Here is a 25,413-nt window from a genome sequence, read left to right on the forward strand (position 1 = left end):
TTAGGATATAAAACAGCTAAAAGACGCATCGCTATGGAACTTCGGGATATGATTACCGCAATTCTAATAATATTTGCGGGGGGTGATCCTGCAAAAGTCTTCAAAACTTAAAACATAAAAAATGGTCGGAAATTTCTTCCGACCATGACTACTGATATCAGGGCTTTTTTATTTAACAACCCACCAAAAACAATTATAGATTTTATTTATCGATTTTAGTTTGTTTGATAGATGAATCTTTTATATATTTGCAATAGAAATTTAAATATAAAAACAGAAAATTATGTCTTTAGTAGGAAAAAAATTCCCAAATTTAACAATCGACGCAATGTCTGAAATGGGTGACGATTTAAGAATCAACATCCTTGATGAAGCAGTAAACAACCAGCAAAAAGTTCTTTTATTCTGGTACCCTAAAGATTTCACTTTCGTATGTCCTACTGAGCTTCATGCTTTCCAGGAGGCTTTAGGTGAATTCGAAAAAAGAAACACTAAAGTAATCGGTGCATCTTGTGATACTAACGAAGTACACTTCGCTTGGTTGAACACACCAAAAGATAACGGAGGAATTGAAGGAGTAACTTACCCACTTTTAGCTGATACTCACAGACAATTGGCTAATACGTTAGGAATTGTTGATCAGGATTTCGAATATGATGAGGATGGAAACGAAGTTTTCACAGGTTCTAATGTAACTTACAGAGCAACTTACCTTATCGACGAAACTGGAAAAATCTTCCACGAAGCGGTAAACGATATGCCTCTAGGAAGAAACGTAAAAGAATTCTTAAGATTAATTGACGCTTACACACACGTACAAAAACACGGTGAAGTATGTCCTGCAAACTGGGAAGAAGGAAAAGATGCTATGAAAGCTGACAGAACTTCTACAGCAGAATACTTAGCGAAGAACTAATATAATGTGTTAATTTGAAAATGAGATAATTTGAGGATTATCAAAAATTATCTCATTTTCTTCTTTACAAAGCATTGACACATTTTCAAATTAACAAATTTTCAAATTACAATCATGTACACAGAATTAACCGAAGATACATTACAAAATATAGTTAACGACAACGAAAAAGTAGTTGTTCAATATGGCGCAACATGGTGCGGAAACTGCAGAATCATGAAGCCGAAATTCAAAAAATTAGCCTCTGAAAATGATTCTATCCCATTTTTATATGTAGATGCTGAAAAGCTTCCAGAAAGCAGAAAATTAGCAAAAGTAGACAACTTACCTACTTTCGCCATCTTTAAAAACGGAGAATTAGTGAACCAGGTTCAATCTAACCAGGCAGAAAGTTTAATTAACCTTTTTAACGAATTAGCATAATGAAATTACCCGTAATCAGACAGTTTTACCAGAATCAGACTCCTGAAAACCTTGAAAAAACATTAGAAGTACTGGAAAGTTTCTGCGAATTCAGAGGAACAAGCGAAGAAGATCTTAATGTTGCAGGAGAATTGATCACCAACATTTGCGGAGCTTTAGAAGTTCACAGCAACGTACAAAATGGTATGAGTGAAAAAGATGCTTTAAACTCTTTTGCTCAAAAGGTTTTAGGATCCATAGACAAATAACATCTTGTGATCATTTTTAATCAAAAGACTGTAAAAACACAAAATATACAATACCTGAGGTTTTCCTCATTACTATACTTTTTTTCTATTCTTTAAGAATCTTTTATTTCAACTAAAAAATGTACTTCAAAGGACTTTAATCAGTCACATGAGGCGGGAAGTTGCATGAAAAATTTCAAGGAATAACCAATTAAAATCCCGGTGATATTTTCATCAGGATTTTTTGGGTTTACGATTTAAAACACGAATAGCACAAATATTTTCCCACAAATAACACAAATAAATACCCACAATCATCTGTGTCAATCCGTGAAATCTGTGGTTAAAAAATATTGCTTTAAAATCATTATAACTTTAGGCTAAACCTATTAGAATAAATCTTTAAAGATAAAAACAGTCTCCCTCCGATCAGGCGCGTTCTTACTGGATTCGTGTTATCCGTGAAAACATTTGTGAACTTTGTGTTTAAATAATAAAAAATCCCGATGAAAAATCACCGAGACTCTATTTTAAAGCTAAAACAACTTATCAGTTAACTTCTTCTGTTCATTAAAATACTTAGAATATACCAGAACAAAAGCATAATGGAAGCAAAAAGCTGTAATGCAGCTCCTACATATTGGTTCGTTCCATACGAGTCTTTTAATTTACTGGTTTGATATAAAATAGTAGCTGAAGCTAAAATTACCATTCCAACCGAGAACCATAATCCAAGGTTAAAACCAAAGATCATCCCTCCTACAATCAGTCCGATAGAAATAAATCCACCAATTACAATGATATTTCTTAAGAAAGAAAAATCTCTTTTAGAAGTAAATGCCACTGCAGAAATCCCTGCAAACATAGCAATCGTTAAAGTAGCAGCCTGGAAGATCACATTGGTGCCACCCGTCATATTGGTTGCAATAAAAAGCAGAGGTAAAAAGATAATCGCTTCCAGCAAAATGTAAAATCCTAATCCTAAATACTGGGTAGATTTACTTTGTGAAAGAGACCACTTGGAAGCTAAAACAGAAGCCAACCAGAAAACTCCGATAATCAGCAGCCAGATATATCTCTGAGCGAACATCATTGCAATAAGTTCCGCCGGAACAGTTTTCAATAATATCGTTTCAACTCCAATAAATGCAAGAATAGATAAAGCAACATGCAAATACGTCTTCTTGTAAAAACTCGCCTTCTCAACATCCGAAGAATGAGCGACTAAAACATCTGTCATCATAGTTAATATTTTTTTAGTTAATCGAAAATAAATTTTATTTACTTCGCAGGCAATACTCCCAGGATTTTTCCGTCATCCTCAAATACAGCGGTAATAGCCTCTTTGGAAGATGATTCTCCTGCATATTTATACCTAATACTTGGATGATTGGTGCCATCCATCGTTTTATAATATCCTGCTTTTAAAATTTCAAGCTTTTTAGTTGGGTCAATACCGTCTTTAACCTTTTTCAAAACAGTATCTGTAACGATTTCCTTTACTTTCTCAGAAAGCAATCCATCAATAGTTGCCCGGTCAGAAGCCTGTAAAGCATCCACAAACTTAAGGAAGTTATCATTATACAAACTGACTTTTTCCTTACTTATAGCAGCCTGCTGCTCTTTCTTCTGGCCATTTTCAACCTTTACACCTGCTACCTTCTGCGCAAACACTAACTGCGCACCCACAAGAGCAAGCCCCAGCAATAATTTTTTCATAGTATCTATTTTTATCTGGTGAAATAAGTGATGGAAGATACGAAAATCAGACCAGTTCTAAAAATTTCATCGTATCTACATTATCTGCATACGTATCAAGCCCTGGATTTTGTGCTTCTCCAAACGGAATTGCATTCAAGCCAATCTCCTCTTTTGCCACTACACACTGGATATTTTCTTCGTTTTCTTCAATGAAAGATTTCACATCATCCAAAGATTCATATCTGCTGAAATTAATTACAGAAAGCGGGCTAAATAGCTTATCATCCTCTTTTAGCATCACAAAATTATTATCCCAGAACTTATCCTGATTCAAAAGATAAACCGCTCTGTTATAATCATAATTGTTGGCATATTTATTATGATTGATGATATCCTGGAAGCCTAAGAAACTTTCAAACAATCTGTCAATTAAAAAATCCTGAGGAATAAAAACTCTCGTCACATTTCGGCATCCTAATCCAAAATACTGAAAAATATCATTTGCCAGCAGTTCCAGTTCTTCTTGTGTTTCATCACCTTTCAGTACGGCAACAGAAGTTCTGTTTTTACGGATAATGCTTAAATGATTTTTAAAATAATATTCCAGATATCTGGCAGTATTATTACTTCCTGTAGCAATAACGGCATCAAAATTTTCTAATTTTTCTACAAATTCAAAAGCTATATTTCCATCAGAAAATTCATTCCATTTCTTTAATAAAAACGGAATCATATACTTATCTTTTGAAGACTGTTTAATCACAGGAATATGATTACTCAAAACAACGGACATTACATCATGAAAACCCACTAAAGGAATATTTCCAGCTAAAATAAGTCCAACTCTTTTTGAAATTTTAGAGATTGAATAATTTTTAAGCCAGTTTTTGATATTCTCTTCAGTTAAAAGATCTGCCCATTGCCGTAAAGCAAATTTCTGATTATCAATGGTAAACCACGGATTCTCTATTTCAGATCTTTTTAACAATAATTCAATATCTGCATCATCTTCATTGTGATCTTCCGGTTTCTTCGTTAAAAACGTTTTTATATAATCACTTAATTTAATAAGTCCTAAAACTTGATTTTCGGTATTCATAATTACTTTAAAATTGGGGAATATTTTGTAATTTTGTGCAAATTTAAAAAAAATTAGCGATGGCTATTAAAATAACTGATGAATGCATTAATTGCGGGGCTTGTGAACCGGAATGTCCAAATAATGCAATATATGAAGGAGCTGTGGATTGGAAAGCTTCTGACGGTACGGCACTTCAAGGTACCATTACAATGCCGTCGGGACTTACTGTAGATGCCAATTCACCACAGGAACCTGTAAGTGATGATGTATACTTCATTGTAACAGATAAATGTACAGAATGTAAAGGATTCCACGAAGAACCTCAGTGTGCAGCGGTATGCCCTGTAGATTGCTGTGTTCCTGACGAGGATCACGTAGAATCTGAAGAAGCTCTTCTTGACAAAAAAGCATTCTTACACGGAGAATAAAAAAATTCCGTCTCATGATCTGTGAGACGGAATTTTTTGATAAAAAATCACATTTAACCAAAAATAAAGCTGAAGGAATTTCAAATCCTGAAGCACCAAAAAATAAAAATATGAACAAAAAGCACAACTTCAGCGCAGGACCATGTATTTTACCTCAAGAGGTATTTGAAAAATCAGCACAGGCTATCCTTGACTTTAACGGTATAGGATTGTCTCTTCTTGAAATTTCTCACAGAAGTAAGGATTTCGTTGCGGTAATGGACGAAGCGCGTGCGATTGTAAAAAGATTGATGAATCTTGGTGATGATTATGAAGTACTTTATTTAGGGGGAGGTGCCAGCCTGCAGTTTGCCATGGTTCCTTACAACCTGATGAAAGTAGGTGGAAAAGCAGCTTACCTGGATACAGGAACTTGGGCAGCCGGAGCCATCAAAGAAGCAAAAAAAGTAGGAACAGTAGATGTAGTAGGTTCTTCAAAAGAAGAAAACTATTCTTTTATTCCTAAAGATTATACGGTAGGTGCAGAATACGATTATTTCCACTGTACATCCAATAACACCATCTATGGAACTCAAATGAAATCTTTCCCTGAAGTGGATACATTGATGGTGTGTGATATGAGTTCTGATATTTTCTCAAGACAACTGGATTTCTCTAAATTTGATCTGATCTATGCTGGTGCTCAGAAGAATATGGGGCCTGCAGGCGTTACTTTAGTGGTGATTAAAAAAGAAATTCTTGGGAAAACAGGAAGAGAAAACATGTTTTCTATCCTTGATTATTCTCAGCACATTTCTAAAGAATCTATGTACAATACGCCACCGGTATTTCCTGTATACGCCTCTTTACTTACCCTTCAATATCTTGAAAGAAACGGAGGAATTGCGGCTGCAGAACAAAGAAATGAAGCGAAAGCCAAGCTTTTATATGATGAAATCGACAGCAATCCATTATTCGAAACTTTCTGCGTAAAAGAAGACCGTTCATTAATGAATGTTTCTTTCAAAATTACAGACGAAAGCAAGAAAGAAGAATTTGACAACGCATGGAAAGCTGCGGGAATCAGCGGACTAAACGGACACAGAAGCTTAGGCGGATACAGAGCAAGTTTATACAACGCCTTACCTATTGAAAGTGTGCAGGTTTTGGTGGATGTAATGAAGTCAATAAAATAACTTATATTAGGCGACCGAAAAAATAAAAAGATATCAGACAACAGATGTCGGATAACAGGCCTCAAAATCTGGCATCTTCAATCTAAAATCTGTAATAAAATAACTCATGAAAGTTTTAGCAAACGACGGAATCTCAAAAGCAGGAGAAAATACTCTAAAAGAAGCCGGAATTGAAATTCTGGACAATAGAGTGGCTCAGGATCACGTTATTAATTTTATCAACGATAATAATGTGGACGTTCTTCTGGTAAGAAGTGCAACGAAAGTGAGACAGAATCTGATTGATGCATGCCCCGGCCTTAAAATCATTGGAAGAGGCGGTATCGGAATGGACAATATTGATGTAGAATATGCCAAAAGCAAAGGGATCAAAGTCATCAATACGCCTACAGCATCTTCAAAATCAGTGGCAGAATTGGTTTTCGGACATTTTCTTTCATTGGCAAGATTCCTTCACGAATCCAACAGACTGATGCCTCTGGAAGGAGAAACTCATTTCAACGCTATGAAAAAGTCATTCAGCAATGCGTATGAACTTTCCGGAAAAACATTAGGAGTAATCGGCTTTGGAAGTATTGGCCAGGAAGTTATAAAAATAGGAATTGCTTTAGGAATGAAAGTAACCGTTCTGACAAGAAGCCCTAAGACAGAAGTTCTTACCCTGAATTTCTTCAACGGGCAGTCTGTGGACTTTGAAATCACTTCTACCAATGATATGGATGCATTTCTTAAAGATGCAGATTTCATCAGTATCAATACGCCGAAAACGAATGAATATATCATAGACACGCCTCAGTTTGAAAAAATGAAAGATGGGGTCTATATTGTAAATACTGCAAGAGGAGGCGTCATCAATGAAGTGACCCTTATCGATTTTATCGAGTCAGGAAAAGTAGCCGGAGCTGCATTAGACGTTTTTGAAAACGAGCCAAGCCCGGAACTGCCTTTACTGATGAACCCTGCATTATCACTTTCCCCTCATGTAGGTGGTAATACAGTGGATGCGCAAGAAAAAATCGGTATTGAACTTGCAGAACAAATTATTAAGCTACAAAAAGAAACTATAAGATAAATATGCCTGTTTTTAAACCTTTCCGTGGAATTAGACCTCATAGAGACTTTGAGAGTACTTTCCCTACCCATCCACTGGATAATTTCACCCAGGAAGAGATCGCAGAGAAAGCTCAAGTTGAAAATACTTACATTAATATGATTAAACCCTATGTTGTAAGTAAATCTAAAGATATTGACCGGAATCTTCGAAAGATCCGCTCTACATTTGAAGAACTTCTGGACGAAAAGAAATTGGTCCAGGACAATTCTGCCTACTATCTTTATGAGCAGATCTATCCCAACAAACAGGTGTTCAGGGGGCTTCTTGGATTGGCAAGTATTGAAGATTTCTGGAATGGAAAAATCAAAAGACATGAAAGTACCATTCCTCAGAAAAAGGAAAAACTCGCTCATTACCTTGAAAAAGTAAATCTGCAGGCTGAACCTGTACTTCTTACTTATCCTGCCAATTCAAAAATTGAGCTGCTGATGAACCACGAGGAAAAAAATGTTCCTATCTTCAATCATGTAGACTCTATTGGTATCAGACATAAAATCTGGAGGATAGACAACCGCCTGAAGCTGCAGCAGTTTAAAGAAGTAATAGATCAGATTGATTCGTTTTATATTGCAGACGGTCACCACAGAATTGGTTCCACAGCAATAAACGCCAAATATCATAAAGAAAAGAACAAAAAGCATAATGGTACAGAGCTTTACAACTTTGTATACAGCTTTATTGTTTCCAACCAGTCAATTAAGATTCATGATTATAACAGAATCTTACATGACCTGAATGGCATCGCTCCCGAAGATTTCCTGAAGGAACTTGATAAATATTTCCTTATTCACGAAAAAGGAGAAACATCATACTACCCTTCTCAGAAATTCCATATTTCAATGTATATGGATGGGAAGTTCTACTCTCTTCACGTGAAGCACGATCTTCGTTCCAAAGAAATGTCTCTGGATAACCTGGATCACCACCTTCTGGACAAGTATATTTTCAAAAACATCCTGAAAATTGAAGATCCGGATAGTTCTGAACTTATTTCTTACGTAAAAGGAACCTCCAACATCAACGGAATTAATCTTTTAAAAGAAAAAGTAGACAACGGTGAAGGTAAAGTAGGTTTCGGAATTTATCCTGTAAGTTTTAATGATATGATTAAAATTTCAGACTTAAAATTAAGTATGCCTCCGAAATGTACATTCATTGAGCCAAAATTGATTACAGCCCTGTTAATGTACGACATGAAACCTTAATAAATTACTAATTTTTCCCTACTTTTATCAACGGAAAAGATAAGTAAATAAAAAATGAAAAAAATATTCATTATACTTCCACTCTTTTTGAGTGGATTTTTATTTTCTCAGAAAAAGCCACAAAAAAGCCCGGCAAAAAAAGGTACTGTTGCCAAATTCAATTATCATGATGAGTTCAAAAAAATTTCAGATGAAATTATGACCAACGGTACTGCTTATGATAATCTCGGCGAACTTACCAAAGGAATTGGCCCACGTTTCAGTGCAACCCCCGGATATGCAAAAGCTGTAGAATGGGCTGAAAAAAAATTCAAAGAAATTGGTATTAATATGATCTGGAGGCAGGAAGCCAAAGCACCAGTCTGGATCAGAGGAAAAGAATCCTTACAGATAAAAGCCGGAAATGGAGACTGGAAAAACATCAGAATGCTTTCTTTTGGAAACTCCGAAGGAACAGGCGGAAAAGATCTTACAGGAGAAATTGTTTTAATTAATTCCACTTCAGAGCTTAACGCCATGTCAGAAGGACAATTAAGAGACAAAATTGTTTTCGTAAACGTTCCAATGGATCCAAAAATTATCGATACCAGTGATTCTTACTTGCAAACTGCAAAATCAAAATTAATTTCCGCTTCCGTAATTGCTAAAACAGGCGCAAAAGCATTAATCATAAGATCACTGACAACTGCTAATGACGATACTCCTCATGCCAAAATGATTTACTATGAGCCAGATGATAAAGTTAAAATTCCGGCCTTGTCAATTGGAGTAAGATCCGCAGAAGAACTGGAGAAAACCTTAAAAAAGCAAAAAGTCACCGCCAAAATCAACATGACCGCCGAATCAAAAGGCGATACGACTAATCCCAATATCATTGCTGAAATTGGAGGCAAAAAAGATTCTAAAGTAATCGTTTTAGGTGCCCAACTTGATTCCTGGGATGTTGGTGAAGGTGCTGTGGATGACGGGACTGGTGTTGTTCAGTGCATTGAAGTTTTAAGAACACTGAAAGCACTGGGATATGAAAATAACCACACCATCCGTGTTGTTCTGTATGCCAATAGTGAAAACGGCGGACAAGGCCGTGAGATGTATGCTGCCTATGTAAAAAAGAAAGACGAAAAACATGTCTTTGCCTTAGGAACTGACGCTGGAGGCTATTCTCCAAGAGGGTTTTCTTTGGATATGTCACCTCAAAGGAGAAGATTGGTTTATCCGTGGAAAGAGTATTTTCTACCTTATGGAGTTTATGATTTCGACCAGACAGAAGCTATTCAGGATATTTCTCCTTTAAAAAAGCTGGACATTCCTTTAGCAGAGCTCGTGGTAGATACACAGAGATATTTTGATTATCATCATTCAGAACAGGACACTTTTGACAAAGTGAATAAAAGAGAGCTTCTTCTGGGAGCAGTTGCAATAACGCAGATGATTTTTATGGTTGATAAAAACTGGTAACAATGAAAAAGATAACAGGGACTTTATTATTGCTTTTTGGAATGGCTGCATTTGGTCAGTCTAAAGAAGATTCTATTCAGTTCAGAAAGATTTCTACAGAAATTCTGAACAATGGCAGAGGATATAATGAACTGAGAGAGCTTACCAAAACAATAGGCAATCGTTTAAGCGGTTCAGAGGCTTATGAAAAATCTGTACAGTGGGCGGCTCAGAAACTTCATGATGCCGGAGCTGATAAAGTGTGGCTTCAGGAGGTAATGATTCCGGTATGGGTAAGAGGGAAAGAATCTCTGCATATCCAGACCTCCAATGGAAAATGGAAAAGTATCAAAATGCTCTCCCTTGGAAATTCTGAAGGAACCGGAGGAAAAGATGTTTCAGGGGATATTATTATGGTAAAATCACTTGAAGAATACAACAAACTTCCTACTGAAAAGGTAAAAGACAAAATTGTTTTCTTCAACTACCCTTTTAATCAGGGAAATATACAGACATTTATCTCTTATCGTGATGCTGGAGCTTACAGACGAACTGCAGCTTCATTAACAGCTAAAAAAGGAGGGAAATTTGCCATTATCAGATCTCTTTCTTCTGCTTTCGACGATGTTCCACACACAGGAAACATGCGTTATGATGAAAACATTTTTAAAGTACTGGCAATAACGATTGGAAATACCTCGGCAGATGAGCTTGAAACCTTGTTGAAGAGTCAAAAAGTTACAGCTAAGCTCAATTCCAACTGCGGAATGAAAGGAGAAAAACGCTCCCACTCTGTTATCGGAGAAATTACAGGTAAAAAAGATCAAAACGTAATCGTTGTTGGTGGACACCTTGATTCCTGGGATGTAGGCGAAGGCGCTCATGATGACGGAGCCGGGATCGTGCAAAGTATTGAGGTTTTAAGAACCTTTAAAAAATTAGGCATACAAAATAACCATACGATTCGTGCAGTTTGTTTTGCTAATGAAGAAAACGGAACAAAAGGCGGAAAAGAATACGGTAAAGTTGCCAAAGAAAACAACGAGAAACATCTTTTTGCCATAGAATCGGATGCAGGAGGCTTTTCACCACGGGGAATTTCCCTTGAAATGAATGAACCTCAAAGAAACCAGATCAAAAGCTGGGTGAATTTGTTTTTGCCTTATGGTGTTTACAACTTTGAAGGTAAATATTCAGGATCTGATATTGCTCCCCTCCATGAAATGGGAGTCCCAACGGCAGAGCTGGTACCCGATCCGCAACGTTATTTCGATATTCATCACACAGAAGAAGACACTTTTGAAAAAGTCAACCGAAGAGAACTGTTACTCGGTTCCGCGGTGATGACCCAACTTATTTATATGATTGATAAAAATTGGTAAACAATGAAAAAGATACTAGGAACTTCATTATTGCTTTTTGGAATGGTCGCTTTTGGTCAGTCTAAAGAAGATTCCATCCAGTTCAAAAAAATCTCTACAGAAATTCTGAACAATGGAAAAGGATATACAGAGCTTAGAGAGCTTACAAAAAACATAGGTCACCGTTTAAGCGGTTCTGAAGCCTATGAAAAGTCCGTAAAATGGGCAGAACAAAAACTTCGTGATGCAGGAGCTGATAAAGTATGGCTTCAGGAAGTGATGATTCCGGTATGGGAAAGAGGAAAAGAATCCCTGCATATCCAAACCTCCCATGGAAAATGGAAAAGCCTTAAAATGCTTTCCCTTGGAAATTCCGAAGGAACAGGAGGAAAAGATGTTTCAGGAGAAATTATTATGGTAAAATCCATGGAAGAGTATGATAAACTTCCTGCTGAAAAGGTGAAGGATAAAATTGTATTCTTCAACTACCCTTTCAGCCAGTCATTCATAGAAACTTTCAAAGCATATGGCGATGCCGCCAAATACAGAACTACAGCAGCTTCTTTAACAGCAAAAAAAGGAGGTAAATTTGCCATTGTTAGGTCATTATCTTCTGCTTTTGACGATGTTCCTCACACCGGAGCGATGCGTTATGAAGACAAAGTTTCCAAAATACCTGCAGTAGCCATCGGAAGCACAACAGCAGATGAGCTGGAAGCTTTGTTAAAGAATCAGAAAATTACCGCCAAGCTTAATTCCAACTGCGGAATGAAAGGAGAAAAACTGTCCCACTCCGTTATTGGTGAAATCACGGGCAAAAAAGATCAGAGTGTGATCGTTGTCGGAGGACATCTTGATTCCTGGGACGTAGGCGAAGGCGCTCACGATGACGGAGCCGGAATAGTACAGAGTATTGAAGTCTTAAGGACCTTTAAAAAATTAGGTATTCCGAATAATCACACCATCAGAGTGGTCTGCTTCGCCAATGAAGAAAACGGAGTAAAAGGCGGAATTCAATATGGTAAAACCGTAAAAGAGAAAAACGAAAAACATCTTTTTGCTATCGAAACCGATGCAGGAGGTTTTGCTCCTAGAGGTATTGCACTTGATATGGATGATGCAAAAAGAAATCAGATCAAAGGCTGGTCAAATCTTTTCCTTCCCTACGGAGTTTACAACTTTGAAGAGAGATTTTCAGGAACCGATCTTTACCCACTCCATGATATGGGAATTCCTGCGGCAGAACTGATGCCGGATTCTCAACGTTATTTCGATATTCACCATACAGAAGAAGATACTTTTGAAAAGGTGAACCGAAGAGAGCTCCTATTGGGCGCTACAGCTTTGACACAGATTATTTATATGATTGATAAAAACTGGTAAAATAGGAAACCGTCTCTAGAGACGGTTTTGTTTTTAAAACACGGATACTACTATTTAATAGGAATAGGCTCTGACCTATAGTTGCATATTTCCTAATCAATAAATTTCACGTATTCCATTTGTGAAAAATATTTGTGGTATTAATGGTTCTTAAAATTAAACACAAATTACACTAATAATTTCACCAATAACACAAACTCAATAAAATAATTTATAGCTCTTTCCGACGTTAACTTATCTGATTTTTTTACCTCTGATTTTACGTTTATACAAAAAATTCCGCCACCAAAAAATTTTCCATCTGTGATGTATCCCGCCTCCTGATTCCCAATTTGCATCAAACTTTCCACCTTCCCATGCATATACAGGCATAGGAATCTTTGAATGAAACATGGGCATATTATCTTTTACTAAAGCCAAATAATCAGGATTAAGATTTGATTTCCTGTAATATTGAATTTCGAGAATCGTTTCGTTCTTATTGGTTCGAAAAATATACAGAATAACATCGTAAAGGTCTTCCATTTCCCTGTGCAAAATTTCTATGGCAGAATCTAAATCCAATACCATTTTTGAATTATTAATCCTGCTGCGGGAGGCTCTATACTCGCGGAATTCTGATTCAAATTCATTAAAATCAGATACGATAAAAAAGAGATTATCAGAAACAATATTCCAGCAATGAACTTTTGCCAGCTTTAAAACACTGGCAACACAAAACTCGATATTATTTTTTAAATCCTCCTGATTCATCTCTTCAAATGATTGGTAAAGAATTTTAAGATATGAAAAAAATTAACCATTTCGCTATTATTATCCTATTTCAAATTATCGAAAACGATCTCGATTTTTTTCTACGTTTAAGGAAATAATCACCAAAAACACCCTCCAATACGCACTTTCATAATTTCCAAAAACAAAGTGTTAATCGGCAAATCAAAACTTTGGCATGAAATTGGCATGTAAGATAATGAGAAAAAAATTATAAAAAGACACTAAGGATGAGAAAAAAGGTTTTCTGTGGATTTTCAGTTTTTCCACCGATTCAAGTTCATATCTAGTATATGAATCCTTTTTTTTCTACGATGCCGTACAAGATACGGGTTCGTGATTAACTAACTCCCCCGTTGGTTTTTCACAGCAATTTTGCACCCCGTATCTAACTGGTATCATCAATAACCAAGAATCTTTATAGATTCAAAAAAAACAAAAAATTCCCGGACTTTTAGCCCGGAATAACGATATAGATAAACGGCAAAGTCATCGTGAACCTTAGCCCAGTAAAGGAATGTTTATTCTTTTTACCGTGATGAGTACGCCTTTATTTTTTAATTAATTGTATAACCCTTAAAATGTAAGTAATGATGAGATCCTTTTTTGAAATGATTTTTAAGAGAAATGAAGATGCTGCAAAATTGAATATCTGGAGCCTGTTATTGGTTCTGAGCTTTGCTGCGTTTTCTGTATTGGTATACGCTTCAAAACCAAGCTTCAATAGCTTAATTATATACCTAACGGCATTTGCCGCCTATTTAGGCTTTGGCCTTGTATTCATCAGTTCCCTTGCCGGAAAAGAGATGAAAAAAAGATAACAGAAAACATAACTTTCAATTTACTTTTACTGAAAAACCGCCCTGCTTGGGGCGGTTTTTTATAGTGTATTTTCAAGCTCGATAAAAAAAGTATCCATATCTAAGACTTCTTTTGTATTTATTTGTTCAACATTAAAGTTATAAATTCCTTTTAATTCTTCAGAAACCTTTTCAGGACTAGTGGAAAAAATAATTATTTTCAAATCCTCTCGATTTCCATATTTACTAATTAAATTCTTAATATGGGGCTCATTAATCATAGAATTTCCAAATATTATTAGTTGGTCAGCATCTTTTAAATCAGTTTTCAAAATTTCATAATACTGCAACAATACTGTATCTCTTTTAATTATATCTTCCTTGAAATCTGGATTATTAAAGATCATTACAGGATCCGTATTTTCGATATTATCTCTTAATTTGTAAGTCACACCATAAATCTTTTGATAAAGATATGATCCATGCAAATGACATATAATTTTATCAAATTCAATATTATAATTATAAAATTTTAAAAACTCTTTTGTATAGCCTCCAAAGCCATCTTGAAAAATAAATCCGTGAGGATTACCTGTTAATAATGTATCCAGAACTCCATCATAATTAGTTGTGAAAATGTGAAAATATTTAGATTTTTTATCACTAAGCATCTTAGAAAATCTACTTCCAAAATCAGGAAATAGCTTTTTTATATTTTTATATCCGACTGATTCATGGTGATTTTTAAACTCTAAAGCAATATCTCTAATTTTTTCCAAAAGCAAGGAGTCAAACAAACCTTTTAACTGCTCAAGTTTATCGCGTCCCATAATCTTTTCAAGTCCATCCATAGAAGAAAAAAGATCAATAACTGAATAAATAATCCTTATTAATTCCTCCTCATTAAGTTTAGGGTTTTTAATTTTAATTTCTTCGAAAATTTCATTGAATTTTTGCCACAATGTAGTTATTTCATGGATTTTTTCTGTTATGTTAGCAGTTTCTTCACCAATTGTTTCTTTCACAAAATGTTCTGAAAGATTTTTTATCCAGTTTTCAATCATGTAGTTAAATCCATTTCCTACAAGTAATATTGTTTTCATTTATTAAATATTTTAAACTTCAAAACTAATTAGTTGTACATAATAGACCTTACGGGAATCCATAAAACTACAATATTTTCCAACAAAAAAGCCACCCCATCCGGAGCAGCTCTCGCGACAACAACAAGTGCTATCGTCACATCGTAATAATTTATTCTTTAGATAGATCCTTCATCATTTCATCGAGCATCTTTTTAGTTTCTTCTTCAATCATTTTTCCGGACTTTTCAACAAGTTCTTCTCTGAAAGGTTCACAGCAGGCCTTGATTCCGAAACCTTCATCTGTTTTTATCAATTCAGGATGCAGACCATGCTCTTTGCATACTTCTGACTCTATTTCTTTCTTTATCAGGTCGTAATTCAGATCAAACATATTTTCTATTTTGTTTCTTTAAGTGCATGATAAAGATAGAAGTAATAAACCCTTGCCGAAATCCGTATTTCTACGGTATTTACGGGAAACAAAAAATTGATGCTTACTGCTTAACCTTTTAAAATTTATCCAGAATTTTCTTTGGTAAGACTTTCACAAGTTCTTTTTTATATTCTTTTTCCAGAATAACAAACTTCCATGTCTTTTTATCTTTTGAAACAGCACAGGCTTTCATACTGGCATTGATGAGATATGAACCTTCGTTGGCTAAATATTTTACATTTTTTGCCCCATATTTGGCCGTTAGAGCACTGTTCATTTTTTGTTTCATCTCATCATTTAATGAACTTACATTGCATTTCAGCTTCAAAAAATAATGGGTAATAGAAAAATATTCACCAGTAATGAGTTCAGGGTTTTCAATGTTTCCAAACTTTAGATCCTGCATTTCAATTTTCATGAATGGGTTATTGTAAGTCATATTCAAAATCTGCGTCATCTGCTCTTTTGAAACGATGGTGAAGAATTTTGGATATATACAACTTACTGCTTGGTCTATCTGTTTAGATTTAATATTGTTTACAAAATAAGTAAGTGATTTTTTTATGGTTGCATCATCAGGATTTGCCTTGGCCTGTGAAAAAGCTATAAACGACAGCAGAACGAATAGAAACAGAAATGATTTGGTTTTCATTATTAAATGGTGTTACAATTTTAAAATTACTTTTTGCCAGAAAATCATTATCTTTTTCCAGCTCTTAAAATGGGTCGCAATATCTATGCAGATCGTTACAGAATATATTTGAGCCAAATAAAAAAAGCCATCCTTTCGGATGGCTTCATATCTTAAAAAGATTCAATTATTTTACTTTTACAAGCTCAACATCGAAAACTAACCAAGAGTTTGGCGGGATCACTCCTCCTGCACCTCTCTCTCCGTAAGCCATTGCTGGCGGGATTAATAATGTAGCAGTTTCACCTTCTTTCAATAACAGGATACCTTCATCCCATCCTTTGATTACTCTTCCCATTCCGATAGGAATTTCGATAGGCTCATTTCTTTTGAATGAAGAATCGAATTCAGTTCCGTCTACCAATTTACCTGCATAGTGTACAGAGATATTATCACCAACCTTCGGAGCTTTACCGTCAGCTGTTTTTGTGATTTTATAGTAAAGACCTGATTCTGTTTTTTGCATACCAGCTTTTAGGTTTTCAACTAATTTCTCCTGGTTAGCTTTGAATTCTTCTTCTTTTTTCTTCTTTTCAGCTTCTTCTTTAGCGATGAAAGCTTTATTGTTTTCTGCGATTTTAGCTTTTCCTTCGTTGAAAGTTTTAGCTGCATCGTAGTGCTTGTATTCGTCACCTTTGCTGAAAACAGAAACTTTTTCTAAAACGATATCTGTTTTAGGCTTATCCTGAGCTCCTTTTTCAACGTTAGCAATAGCATCAATCACATCGTTACCTTTTACTACTTTTCCGAAGATAGTGTGTCTTCCATCTAACCAAGGTGTAGCCACTTCAGTGATGAAGAACTGAGAACCGTTGGTATTAGGTCCAGAGTTTGCCATAGAAAGAACCCCTTTCCCTGTATGCTTAAGGTCATTTCTTTCATCCTCGAATTTATATCCCGGATCACCTGCTCCAGTTCCTTTAGGGTCACCTCCCTGGATCATGAAATCTTTGATTACTCTGTGGAAAATAGTTCCGTCATAGTAAGGAACTCCCTTAGCCTTAGCTTTGTTGTCGATTTTCCCTTCTGCAAGACCGATAAAGTTGGCTACAGTTACTGGTGCTTTCTTGTCCTCAAATTTTACAATTAAGTTACCTTTTGTAGTTTGAAGATTGGCATAAAGTCCGTCATTAAGACCTTCGTAAGTTTCTTTGTCTACGTTCATTTTTTTATAAATTGGGGTACAACTCATCAGCGAAATACTTGCCGCTGCCAGAATTATATTCTTGTTAAACAATTTCATGTATTATAGGGCTTTTAATTTTATGATTAATGGAATGTCGTTGTCTATTTTCTTTTCGTCTCCGTAAGTTCCGTACGCTAAAGAAGATGGCACCAAAAGCGTTACTTCCTCTCCATCATGTATAAAACGCAAGGCGTTCTCCACTGCTCTCAGTTCATCAAAGTGCCCGAATTTGGCATCTCTTCTCTCAAAAGGCTTGTCATAGATTTTAGTCTGGTCAAAATCGTACAGATCATAAGAATAAGAAATCAAAGATTCGTCTTTTCTTCTTTCTCTCTGATCATAACCTTCTACCGTCACCCAGTAATTAAGCTGCGTAGGATAATACTTAACAGACTGGCCACCAATCCAATCCTGAATCTGACCTCTTTCTATTACGTTAAGATTTTTCATCCTGTTTTTAGAAACATCCAGATCTTTTTGGCTTAAAACACCACCTACAGGAGGGTGTGCCGTCTGTGCATTTCTGTTGCAGCTCAACAGGCTTATGGCTGATATGAAGAGTATTTTTTTCATAAACTTCTGCGAAAATACACATTTCGCGAATTAATTACAAAACTTATCTAGGATTTACAGGAACAATTTAGTGAGAATAAAAATACCTGCTTAACTTCTGGAAAATGATTTAAATATTTAAGCTAAATTTTAGTTTACAGGAAAATTAAAAAGCCAGGAAAAATCCCGGCTTTCATATCATTATTTAAATACTGTTAAACTGTTTCAAGAGCGTGATCTACAGTCACTCTCCATCCGAAAGGATCTTCAGAAAGGTTGTTTTGCAGGTCTACCAAATCTTTCTTAAGAAGAGCAGCAAAGCTTTCTTCATCAGATAATCTTGGAAGAGCCAATTTCTCACCCTGATATCCTAAAGCCTGGAACTGAGTGGTTACAACTGCCGTACCTACTCCCCACACTTCTTTAAGAGAACCTTCTTTCAAAGCTTCAATAACTGTTTTTACAGGAATTGGTTCTACCTTTACTTCGATTCCTCTTTTCTTAGCTAACTGGATGAAACTGTCTCTTGTTACTCCGTCCAGAATTTTCTCAGATGTTGGAGGTGTATAGATCGTATCGTTGATTCTTACAAATACGTTCATAGTACCACTTTCTTCGAAATATTCGTGAGTAGCATCATCTGTCCAGATGATTTGCTCGTAGCCTTCTTCAATTGCCAATTGAGTTGGATAGAAAGAAGCAGCATAGTTTCCTGCAGCTTTTGCAGAACCTACTCCTCCATTTGCCGCTCTTGAATAGTGATCAGAGATTTTTACAGATACCGGCTCAGAATAATAGCTCTTCGCAGGTGTTGCAACGATGGCAAACATATATTTATTAGATACTCTTGCTTTCAAAGCTTCTTCCGTAGCAAAAATCAATGGTCTGATATAAAGTGACATTCCTTCCCCCTGTGGAATCCACTCTCTATCGATATCTACCAATGCTTTCAATCCGTCTAAAAACATTTCTTCAGTTACCTCAGGCATAGCAAGACGCTTTGCCGATTTATTGATACGTTCAAAATTCTTTTCAGGCCTGAAAAGGAAAACCTGCCCGTCTTTGTCTTTATAGGCTTTCATACCTTCAAAACAAGCTTGTCCATAGTTTACTCCCATCATGGCAGGTGTAAATGGTATTGGACCGTAAGGAACTAATTTTACATCCCCCCATTTTCCGTCTTCATACTCACATATAATCATATGATCAATGAAAGTACCACCAAATGAAAAATTGTTAGGGTCAAATGTAGAAATTCTGGAGTTTTCAGTTTTTTGAATTATCATTTTTTAAAATTTTTACGATGTTCTACAAATTTAACATAATTTTCTAAATATAAAAATTTTAGAGTAAATTTGACAAAAAAATAGCTTGAAAAGAGAGATTAAGACCACAAACGACGGAAGTAAAACATTGTTTATCAATGATTTAAATGAAAACTACCATTCCCATCACGGAGCACTTCAGGAAGCTGAACACGTGTTTATCAAAAACGGACTAAATTTGATAAATGATTACGAAATTAATATTTTAGAACTCGGTTTTGGAACAGGTTTGAATGTTTTGGTGACAATTAATGAATATTTAAAAACTGACAAAAATCATGTCATCAATTATTTTTCGCTTGAAAAATATCCCATAAATGAATCCGAAGTTAAGGATTTGGCTTACTTTGAGCTTTTTGACAAGCCTGAGTTTAAAAATATTTATCAGAAAATTCATCTGGCAGATTGGGAAAAGTCAGTAGAAATCATTAGTGGATTCAACTTAAAAAAGATAGAATGTGATTTTTTTGACCTGAAAGACATTGATCTGCCCAAAATCAATCTAGTTTACTTCGATTGTTTTGGAGCCAGAGTACAGCCTGACCTTTGGGAAAAGCCATTATTTGAACTGGTATCTGACAAAATGGCCATTAACGGATTATTAACCACTTACTCTTCTAAAGGCAGTGTAAGACGAATCCTTCAGGAACTTAATTTCCAGGTTGAAAAAAAACAGGGACCTCCAGGGAAAAGAGAGATGATTAATGCCATTAAATTGTAGAATGGAAGCTTGGGGATGGGTCCTGGATGTTTACAACCGACTGTTTAATTAATTTTTTATTTTAAAATAATAATCAATATATAAGATTCGTTGATTCAAGATTACTAAAAATAAATAGGATTAAACTTCCAGCTTCGCGCTTCCAACTTCCAGCTTTTTCTCAACAAAATTCCTTACATTAGCTATACAAATATTATACATTATATATATGATAGATAAGATCAACATTAGAGTGTATGCGTGTGCGGTAAAAGACAAACAAGTTCTGACTTTATTTGAGGAATATGCCGGTGAACCTTTAATGAAATTTCCGGGTGGCGGATTGGAATATGGTGAAGGAGTTGTAGAGTGTCTGCATCGCGAATTTGATGAAGAACTGAATGTGAAGATCAATATTCTGGAACATTTCTATACTCAGGAAAACTTCCTGGTTTCCCGATTCAAAGAAAATGAGCAGCTTCTTACCATATATTATATAGTAGACATCGTAAATGAGGAAGATTTTATTATTCTGGATCCCTGTATCGAAAAAACAGAATGGATTGATATAGACAGACCAGACAATCCTTTTCCTCTTCCAATAGATAAGATTGTATTCGATAAATTAAAAGAAAAATTCCTGTAAGTATTCTTACAGGAATTTTTTATATTATTATATTATTTCTTAACTTTAAAATCACTAGCCCCCGGATAAGGCTGCAGATAACCTGAATTCCAATTGGACTGAAGCAGTGACTCAATAAATTCATCCGTTCTGTTCGTATGAGGATCGTAGCGGTCTTTCAGATCAATATCGGCCATTTTTCCTTTTACATTCCACCAGAAAGCACTCCACCCTCCTCTTAATTCTTTGATAATTTCAAATACATTTTTCCCGGTAGCTCTGTTCATCAGCTTTGCAAAAACCTGTCCTTCGGTTGTGGTAAGGTCTCTCAGTTGTTTTTCATACTGATCTGCAAGCATATTCTGTCTCTCTCTTACAAATTTTCTTTTGGCTTTGCTGTCCATGTCATTCATATCCACCTGGATATCTCTGTACTGCTGGAGCGCAGTTACAAATAACGGATATACTCTGTACAGCTTTTTATTGAGGAAATAATAGTAATTCTTATCCAGCTGATTATTAAATCTTGGTTTATTTACCAAAACCAACTCATCCAGTACAATTACCGGCTCTCCGTTCGTCTCATACACTCTGAACTTTTGCTGTTCATCGTAATAGTATTTACTTCCAAATTCATCTACTTTCAGAGATTCTGGCGGATATTGATTCAGTGGTTTTGCCACTATACCATCTTTTTGTCCGAAAACGCTGACTCCAAAAAAGAAAACAAAAAGGCAGATAATCTTACTAAAATTCATTATTTTTACACTTATAAGAACAAAAATTGAACGCAAAAATCATTCCTTTTTATGAAATTTGAAAAGAAATCTTTGAAATTTTTAGAAAATTATTTAAACACATCATCACCAACCGGTTATGAACACAAAGGACAGGAAGTCTGGATGAACTACATCAGACCTTATGTAGACAAAATAGAAGTAGACCATTATGGAACCTGTTACGGGATCATCAATCCGGAAGCTGAATTTAAGGTAGTGATTGAAGCCCATGCTGATGAAATTTCGTGGTACGTTAATTATATTACAGATGACGGATTAATCTATGTTATCAGAAACGGAGGTTCAGACCAAACAATCGCTCCCTCAAAAGTGGTTCATATTCACGGAGAAAAAGGAATTGTAAAAGGAGTATTCGGATGGCCGGCTATTCATACAAGAACCAATCAAAATGAGCCAACTCCAAAAATCGAAAATATCTTCATTGATTGTGGTGCCACTTCTAAAAAGGAAGTGGAAGAAATGGGAATTTTCGTAGGCTGCATGATTACTTACCCTGATGAATTCTTTGAAATGAACGACAGATATTTCGTCTGCAGAGCATTAGACAATAGAATCGGAGGTTTTATGATTGCTGAAGTAGCGAGACTTTTAAAAGAAAATAAAAAATCTATTCCTTTCGGACTTTATATTACCAATTCTGTACAGGAAGAGGTAGGTTTATACGGTGCAGATATGATTGCTGATACCATCAAACCTAATATCGCGATTGTAACAGATGTTACCCACGACACCACTACTCCAATGATCGAAAAGAAAAAAGAGGGCGATCAGAAATGTGGTGCAGGACCGGTAGTTTTCTTTGCACCAAGCGTTCATCACACGATCAGAGAACTGATTATTGACACTGCAAAAGCTAAAAAGATTCCTTTCCAGAGAGCAGCGGCAAGCAGAGCAACAGGAACAGACACAGACGCATTCGCTCATTCTAATGGCGGAGTACCAAGTGCCTTAATTTCCTTACCTTTGCGTTATATGCATACTACGGTAGAAATGGTCTCTAAAGAAGATGTAGGTAACGTGATTAAACTTATCTATGAGACTATTCTGAAGATTAATCCAGAAATGAAATTGAAGTATCATTAGTAGAATCAAGATGCCAGACACAAGATTCAAGACAATTAAAGTATGGCCATAAAACATTTGTTTTCAACCTATTTTGATTCTTGGTTCCTGACTCTAAATATCTAATATAAAGTAAAAATGAAAACGAAGCTTATTGCTCCATCCCTTTTATCTGCAGACTTTGGGAATCTGCAAAGAGACATTGAAATGCTGAACAACTCTCAGGCCGACTGGTTCCACATTGATGTAATGGACGGCAGATTTGTTCCTAACATTTCATTTGGTTTTCCGGTGATGAAAACTGTGCAGCAGCATGCCAAAAAATTCGTGGATGTTCACCTGATGATCGTAGAACCTGAAAAATATGTTGATGAATTCATCAATCATGGAGCAGATCTTATTTCTGTACACTATGAAGCATGTACTCACCTTCACAGAACTATTCATCATATTCAAAGCAAAGGGGCAAAAGCGGGCGTCGTTTTAAACCCATCTACTCCGGTATTAATGCTTGAAGACATTATTGCAGATGTAGATCTTGTTTTGTTGATGAGTGTAAATCCAGGGTTTGGAGGTCAGAAATTCATTGAAAACACCTACAAAAAAATTGCTGAAACTAAAGATCTGATCTTAAGCAACAACTCTACAGCGCTTATAGAAATAGATGGTGGGGTAAATATTGACAATGCTTCAAAACTTTTTGAAGCAGGAGCTGATGTTCTTGTAGCAGGAAATGCTGTGTTCTCAGCAGAAAGTCCAGAAAGAATGATTGAACTTTTAAAGATTTAACAGATCAGTTTATCTTAATAATAAACAAAAGGCAGCCAATGGCTGCCTTTTCTCTTGTTTGGAATTAAAGTCTTCGTGGTTATAAATCTTTTTTCAACATTTCGAAATGTTAAAATCTGTTTTGTCTTGCTAACAACACAAAGATCAGAATAAAACCATTGTTACACATCCGTAGAAATACCAAATCTGCCATTAAGTATTTTTACTTAATCATTCCTTTATACTTCCCTGTTCCATACGCAGGCACAGACTACAAAAATGATTGAAATGACGGAAAAAACGGTTCTTATATTATTCAGGAAGTTCCATCTGTTTTCAAAATTATCACGCATCTGTTTGATTGCTTCTGTTGTAGAATTGGAAATATCAAACTTATCCAGAGCATCATTCATGGGAACATTTCCGGCGACTGTTACCCCGAAAACACCAATCAGATAAGCCAATGTGGCCAACAGGAGAAAAATAAAAGCCGGCTGATGCCCACGGAATAAAAAGGTAGATACCGGAAGAAGAATCACCGTTCCCATAAAGCTCATAAAAAAGACAGGATTTAGAATTTCCCGGTTAATATTCTGCATTGCCTTCAGGTATTCCGTATCGGACAGTTTTCCCAGTCCAAGAACAACAGAACATGAATAAGCATAGAAAAGTCCTCCTATCAGAGCAGTGAGGACAGCGGTAATGATCAATACGAGTGTTGTCATTTTCATATAATTTGATTTTGGTTATCAGGTAGTAGGAATGAATTAATAAGGATTCCATTTTCTAATGATATTCTGGGCAGTCAAGATCATCTCAGGATCCCAGTTTTTAGTTTTAAAATAATGAAAGTCCAGATCTTTAATGACTGCCGCATCTATATTGTCAAAAAGAAGCTGTGTAAGTCTCGACTGTTCTTCAAACAAAACAAGATCTTCCAAAGGTTTCTCAGCAATTTTTACATCCTTCTTATTCCAGTTTTTTTTCTTTTCTCTTTTCCAGTCCGAAGCTTCAATAGTCCCTTTAACACTATTAAAATCCTTCAGGAAGTTGTCTTTTTCTTCATCCGTTTTTAAAGTATGTCCCAGCCTTTCAATAATGATATATTCAAGATTTTGACATTGTGTCAGCACAGAGGGTAAAACAGAAAAAATCTCCTTTGGTATAACATCATCATGCGTATCTCTTCTTACCTGCTTTTTTCCATAAGCACTCTCCTGCCAGCTTCCTCCCGAAAGATGAATTTCTTTGACTTTTCCCAAAGGATATAAATCAATTATTTCCTGCATTTCTACTTCAAAATTATACGATTGGCAATAGATGTTATGAAGATCTAGAATCAGAAAACCATCGGTATCTTCTGTCAGTTTATCCAGGAAAACACCTTGTTCTTTAACATCGTCAACAGAAAACGAAAAGGCTAGATTTTCTATCCCCACAGGAATATTTACAGCCTCCTGAAGTCTGTACAGCCTATCTTTTCCTATCTCTAAGGTTTTGGGATTCAAAGATACAGGCAACGGCACTCCCTGGTGAAAATTTTCAGTGTTCATGAAACCAAAATGTTCCGTGATATGATTGTATTTCCGCAGGCTTACTTCTTCTTTAAGCTTTTTCAGCCATTCTTCCTGCCTTCCTGTCCATCTTGCATCAAACAAGGAATAATAAACACCATGCCCTATTAATCGGTCATTTTCTGCATAAAAATTCAGCAGATCACAAAGCCAGCCTGGTTCATTTGAATGGTAAAGCGTATCAAAAGACCATTCCAGTATATCCACAGAATTGCTTTGCAATAATGGTAAAAGGGCAGAAACAAACTCTGTTTCCGCCATCATTGATATTCCTAATAGTGGTTTATCCATATTCTATCCCATTCCGCAAGCCGGACAGCCATGCCCACGAAGGACAAGTGTATCTTGTTTTACTACGGGTTTAGGAGTTCCCGGCTTTTTCTTTTCAATAGTGTCCGGTGCAGCTGCTTTCTTTACTTTTTTAATAGGCTTCTTCACTTTAGCATTCGGTTTCGTGGTTTGTGCCGAAACTCCTACAGCTAGTAAGCTTGCCATTAATATTGCTGGAATTTTCATAATCGATATTTTTCAGATAAAATTTGCAAGAAGCGTTCCATTTATAAAAATACAACAATAAGTAACGCTTTAAT

The 25,413-nt window shown here is 35.8% G+C and carries 29 protein-coding genes; 15 read left to right on the forward strand and 14 right to left on the reverse strand.

The window, feature by feature from the left end; genetic code table 11:
- Nucleotides 1-283: 283 nt before the first annotated feature.
- From CQ046_RS14545 to CQ046_RS14555, 3 genes are all read left to right on the forward strand, one after another.
- On the forward strand, nucleotides 284-916 hold the full coding sequence (locus tag CQ046_RS14545; protein WP_034698496.1) for a peroxiredoxin: 633 nt from the start codon (nucleotides 284-286) through the stop codon (nucleotides 914-916).
- Nucleotides 917-1,030: 114 nt separating this feature from the next.
- Entirely contained in the window at nucleotides 1,031-1,339 is a 309-nt protein-coding gene (locus tag CQ046_RS14550) for a thioredoxin family protein (protein ID WP_034698499.1), read from the forward strand.
- A complete protein-coding gene (locus tag CQ046_RS14555) occupies nucleotides 1,339-1,587 on the forward strand; it encodes a DUF6952 family protein (RefSeq protein ID WP_047495508.1) in 249 nt (82 codons plus the stop codon). The genes CQ046_RS14550 and CQ046_RS14555 overlap by 1 nt, the downstream gene beginning before the upstream one ends.
- Before the next feature lie 532 nt (nucleotides 1,588-2,119).
- Here the strand turns inward: CQ046_RS14555 and CQ046_RS14560 are convergent.
- From CQ046_RS14560 to CQ046_RS14570, 3 genes are read right to left on the reverse strand one after another with little or no spacing between them, the layout of a single operon-like run.
- Nucleotides 2,120-2,809, reverse strand: a complete 690-nt coding sequence (locus CQ046_RS14560; protein WP_105702974.1) for a Bax inhibitor-1 family protein — start codon at nucleotides 2,807-2,809, stop codon at nucleotides 2,120-2,122.
- Between the two features lie 38 nt (nucleotides 2,810-2,847).
- Nucleotides 2,848-3,285, reverse strand: a complete 438-nt coding sequence (locus CQ046_RS14565) for a peptidylprolyl isomerase (RefSeq protein WP_228406961.1) — start codon at nucleotides 3,283-3,285, stop codon at nucleotides 2,848-2,850.
- A 46-nt stretch (nucleotides 3,286-3,331) separates the two neighbouring features.
- Nucleotides 3,332-4,366 carry an acyl-CoA reductase gene (locus CQ046_RS14570; RefSeq protein WP_105702976.1) on the reverse strand — a complete coding sequence of 345 codons (1,035 nt, stop codon included), beginning with the start codon at nucleotides 4,364-4,366 and terminating at the stop codon, nucleotides 3,332-3,334.
- A gap of 59 nt (nucleotides 4,367-4,425) precedes the next feature.
- On the opposite strand from CQ046_RS14570, the gene CQ046_RS14575 reads away from it, so the two are divergent.
- The 7 genes from CQ046_RS14575 (at nucleotide 4,426) to CQ046_RS14605 (ending at nucleotide 12,451) form a co-directional block, all read left to right on the forward strand.
- A complete protein-coding gene (locus CQ046_RS14575) occupies nucleotides 4,426-4,776 on the forward strand; it encodes a 4Fe-4S binding protein (RefSeq protein ID WP_105702977.1) in 351 nt (116 codons plus the stop codon).
- Between the two features lie 110 nt (nucleotides 4,777-4,886).
- A complete protein-coding gene (gene serC / locus CQ046_RS14580) occupies nucleotides 4,887-5,951 on the forward strand; it encodes a 3-phosphoserine/phosphohydroxythreonine transaminase (RefSeq protein ID WP_105703067.1) in 1,065 nt (354 codons plus the stop codon).
- Between the two features lie 106 nt (nucleotides 5,952-6,057).
- Entirely contained in the window at nucleotides 6,058-7,023 is a 966-nt protein-coding gene (locus CQ046_RS14585; protein ID WP_105702978.1) for a D-2-hydroxyacid dehydrogenase, read from the forward strand.
- Between the two features lie 2 nt (nucleotides 7,024-7,025).
- On the forward strand, nucleotides 7,026-8,270 hold the full coding sequence (locus CQ046_RS14590; protein ID WP_105702979.1) for a DUF1015 domain-containing protein: 1,245 nt from the start codon (nucleotides 7,026-7,028) through the stop codon (nucleotides 8,268-8,270).
- A 54-nt stretch (nucleotides 8,271-8,324) separates the two neighbouring features.
- Complete coding sequence (locus CQ046_RS14595; protein ID WP_105702980.1) at nucleotides 8,325-9,728, forward strand: M28 family peptidase; 1,404 nt, start codon at nucleotides 8,325-8,327, stop codon at nucleotides 9,726-9,728.
- Between the two features lie 2 nt (nucleotides 9,729-9,730).
- Nucleotides 9,731-11,089, forward strand: a complete 1,359-nt coding sequence (locus CQ046_RS14600; protein WP_105702981.1) for a M20/M25/M40 family metallo-hydrolase — start codon at nucleotides 9,731-9,733, stop codon at nucleotides 11,087-11,089.
- Between the two features lie 3 nt (nucleotides 11,090-11,092).
- Nucleotides 11,093-12,451, forward strand: coding sequence for a M28 family peptidase (locus CQ046_RS14605; protein ID WP_105702982.1), 1,359 nt, complete (start codon nucleotides 11,093-11,095; stop codon nucleotides 12,449-12,451).
- A gap of 234 nt (nucleotides 12,452-12,685) precedes the next feature.
- On the opposite strand, the gene CQ046_RS14610 is transcribed toward CQ046_RS14605, so the two are convergent.
- Nucleotides 12,686-13,204: a hypothetical protein gene (locus tag CQ046_RS14610; protein ID WP_105702983.1), complete on the reverse strand. Its 519-nt coding sequence runs from the start codon at nucleotides 13,202-13,204 to the stop codon at nucleotides 12,686-12,688.
- Between the two features lie 608 nt (nucleotides 13,205-13,812).
- Between CQ046_RS14610 and CQ046_RS14615 the strand changes: the two genes are divergently transcribed.
- Entirely contained in the window at nucleotides 13,813-14,043 is a 231-nt protein-coding gene (locus CQ046_RS14615; RefSeq protein WP_123906630.1) for a hypothetical protein, read from the forward strand.
- A 59-nt stretch (nucleotides 14,044-14,102) separates the two neighbouring features.
- On the opposite strand, the gene CQ046_RS14620 is transcribed toward CQ046_RS14615, so the two are convergent.
- From CQ046_RS14620 to CQ046_RS14645, 6 genes are all read right to left on the reverse strand, one after another.
- Nucleotides 14,103-15,125: a hypothetical protein gene (locus tag CQ046_RS14620; RefSeq protein WP_105702985.1), complete on the reverse strand. Its 1,023-nt coding sequence runs from the start codon at nucleotides 15,123-15,125 to the stop codon at nucleotides 14,103-14,105.
- A 151-nt stretch (nucleotides 15,126-15,276) separates the two neighbouring features.
- The gene (locus CQ046_RS14625; RefSeq protein WP_105702986.1) at nucleotides 15,277-15,498 is read right to left on the reverse strand and encodes a hypothetical protein; all 222 of its coding nucleotides are present in this window, start codon (nucleotides 15,496-15,498) and stop codon (nucleotides 15,277-15,279) included.
- Nucleotides 15,499-15,616: 118 nt separating this feature from the next.
- Nucleotides 15,617-16,192, reverse strand: a complete 576-nt coding sequence (locus CQ046_RS14630; RefSeq protein WP_105702987.1) for a hypothetical protein — start codon at nucleotides 16,190-16,192, stop codon at nucleotides 15,617-15,619.
- A 166-nt stretch (nucleotides 16,193-16,358) separates the two neighbouring features.
- Nucleotides 16,359-17,396, reverse strand: a complete 1,038-nt coding sequence (locus CQ046_RS14635; RefSeq protein ID WP_228406969.1) for a peptidylprolyl isomerase — start codon at nucleotides 17,394-17,396, stop codon at nucleotides 16,359-16,361.
- An 81-nt stretch (nucleotides 17,397-17,477) separates the two neighbouring features.
- A complete protein-coding gene (locus tag CQ046_RS14640) occupies nucleotides 17,478-17,990 on the reverse strand; it encodes a hypothetical protein (protein WP_105702988.1) in 513 nt (170 codons plus the stop codon).
- Nucleotides 17,991-18,184: 194 nt separating this feature from the next.
- Nucleotides 18,185-19,255 carry a branched-chain amino acid aminotransferase gene (locus tag CQ046_RS14645; protein ID WP_105702989.1) on the reverse strand — a complete coding sequence of 357 codons (1,071 nt, stop codon included), beginning with the start codon at nucleotides 19,253-19,255 and terminating at the stop codon, nucleotides 18,185-18,187.
- A gap of 85 nt (nucleotides 19,256-19,340) precedes the next feature.
- On the opposite strand from CQ046_RS14645, the gene mnmD reads away from it, so the two are divergent.
- Nucleotides 19,341-20,015, forward strand: a complete 675-nt coding sequence (gene mnmD / locus CQ046_RS14650) for a tRNA (5-methylaminomethyl-2-thiouridine)(34)-methyltransferase MnmD (protein ID WP_105702990.1) — start codon at nucleotides 19,341-19,343, stop codon at nucleotides 20,013-20,015.
- Between the two features lie 208 nt (nucleotides 20,016-20,223).
- Nucleotides 20,224-20,640, forward strand: coding sequence for an NUDIX domain-containing protein (locus CQ046_RS14655; RefSeq protein ID WP_105702991.1), 417 nt, complete (start codon nucleotides 20,224-20,226; stop codon nucleotides 20,638-20,640).
- A gap of 32 nt (nucleotides 20,641-20,672) precedes the next feature.
- On the opposite strand, the gene CQ046_RS14660 is transcribed toward CQ046_RS14655, so the two are convergent.
- Nucleotides 20,673-21,377: a DUF4294 domain-containing protein gene (locus tag CQ046_RS14660; protein ID WP_105702992.1), complete on the reverse strand. Its 705-nt coding sequence runs from the start codon at nucleotides 21,375-21,377 to the stop codon at nucleotides 20,673-20,675.
- Nucleotides 21,378-21,428: 51 nt separating this feature from the next.
- On the opposite strand from CQ046_RS14660, the gene CQ046_RS14665 reads away from it, so the two are divergent.
- Together CQ046_RS14665 and rpe are read left to right on the forward strand one after the other, a co-directional pair.
- A complete protein-coding gene (locus tag CQ046_RS14665) occupies nucleotides 21,429-22,502 on the forward strand; it encodes a M42 family peptidase (protein WP_105702993.1) in 1,074 nt (357 codons plus the stop codon).
- Nucleotides 22,503-22,619: 117 nt separating this feature from the next.
- Complete coding sequence (gene rpe / locus CQ046_RS14670; protein WP_105702994.1) at nucleotides 22,620-23,270, forward strand: ribulose-phosphate 3-epimerase; 651 nt, start codon at nucleotides 22,620-22,622, stop codon at nucleotides 23,268-23,270.
- A gap of 218 nt (nucleotides 23,271-23,488) precedes the next feature.
- On the opposite strand, the gene CQ046_RS14675 is transcribed toward rpe, so the two are convergent.
- Genes CQ046_RS14675 through CQ046_RS14685 form a run of 3 tightly spaced genes read right to left on the reverse strand, consistent with a single transcriptional unit; the run spans nucleotide 23,489 to nucleotide 25,339 of the window.
- Nucleotides 23,489-23,980, reverse strand: a complete 492-nt coding sequence (locus CQ046_RS14675) for a DUF1772 domain-containing protein (RefSeq protein ID WP_105702995.1) — start codon at nucleotides 23,978-23,980, stop codon at nucleotides 23,489-23,491.
- A gap of 36 nt (nucleotides 23,981-24,016) precedes the next feature.
- Nucleotides 24,017-25,114 (reverse strand): DUF692 family multinuclear iron-containing protein, encoded by a 1,098-nt coding sequence (locus CQ046_RS14680; RefSeq protein WP_105702996.1) that lies wholly within the window; start codon nucleotides 25,112-25,114, stop codon nucleotides 24,017-24,019.
- Nucleotides 25,115-25,117: 3 nt separating this feature from the next.
- Nucleotides 25,118-25,339: a hypothetical protein gene (locus tag CQ046_RS14685; protein WP_105702997.1), complete on the reverse strand. Its 222-nt coding sequence runs from the start codon at nucleotides 25,337-25,339 to the stop codon at nucleotides 25,118-25,120.
- Nucleotides 25,340-25,413 lie beyond the last annotated feature (74 nt).

The organism is Chryseobacterium sp. MYb7 (assembly GCF_002979455.1).
Taxonomy (GTDB): Bacteria; Bacteroidota; Bacteroidia; order Flavobacteriales; family Weeksellaceae; genus Chryseobacterium.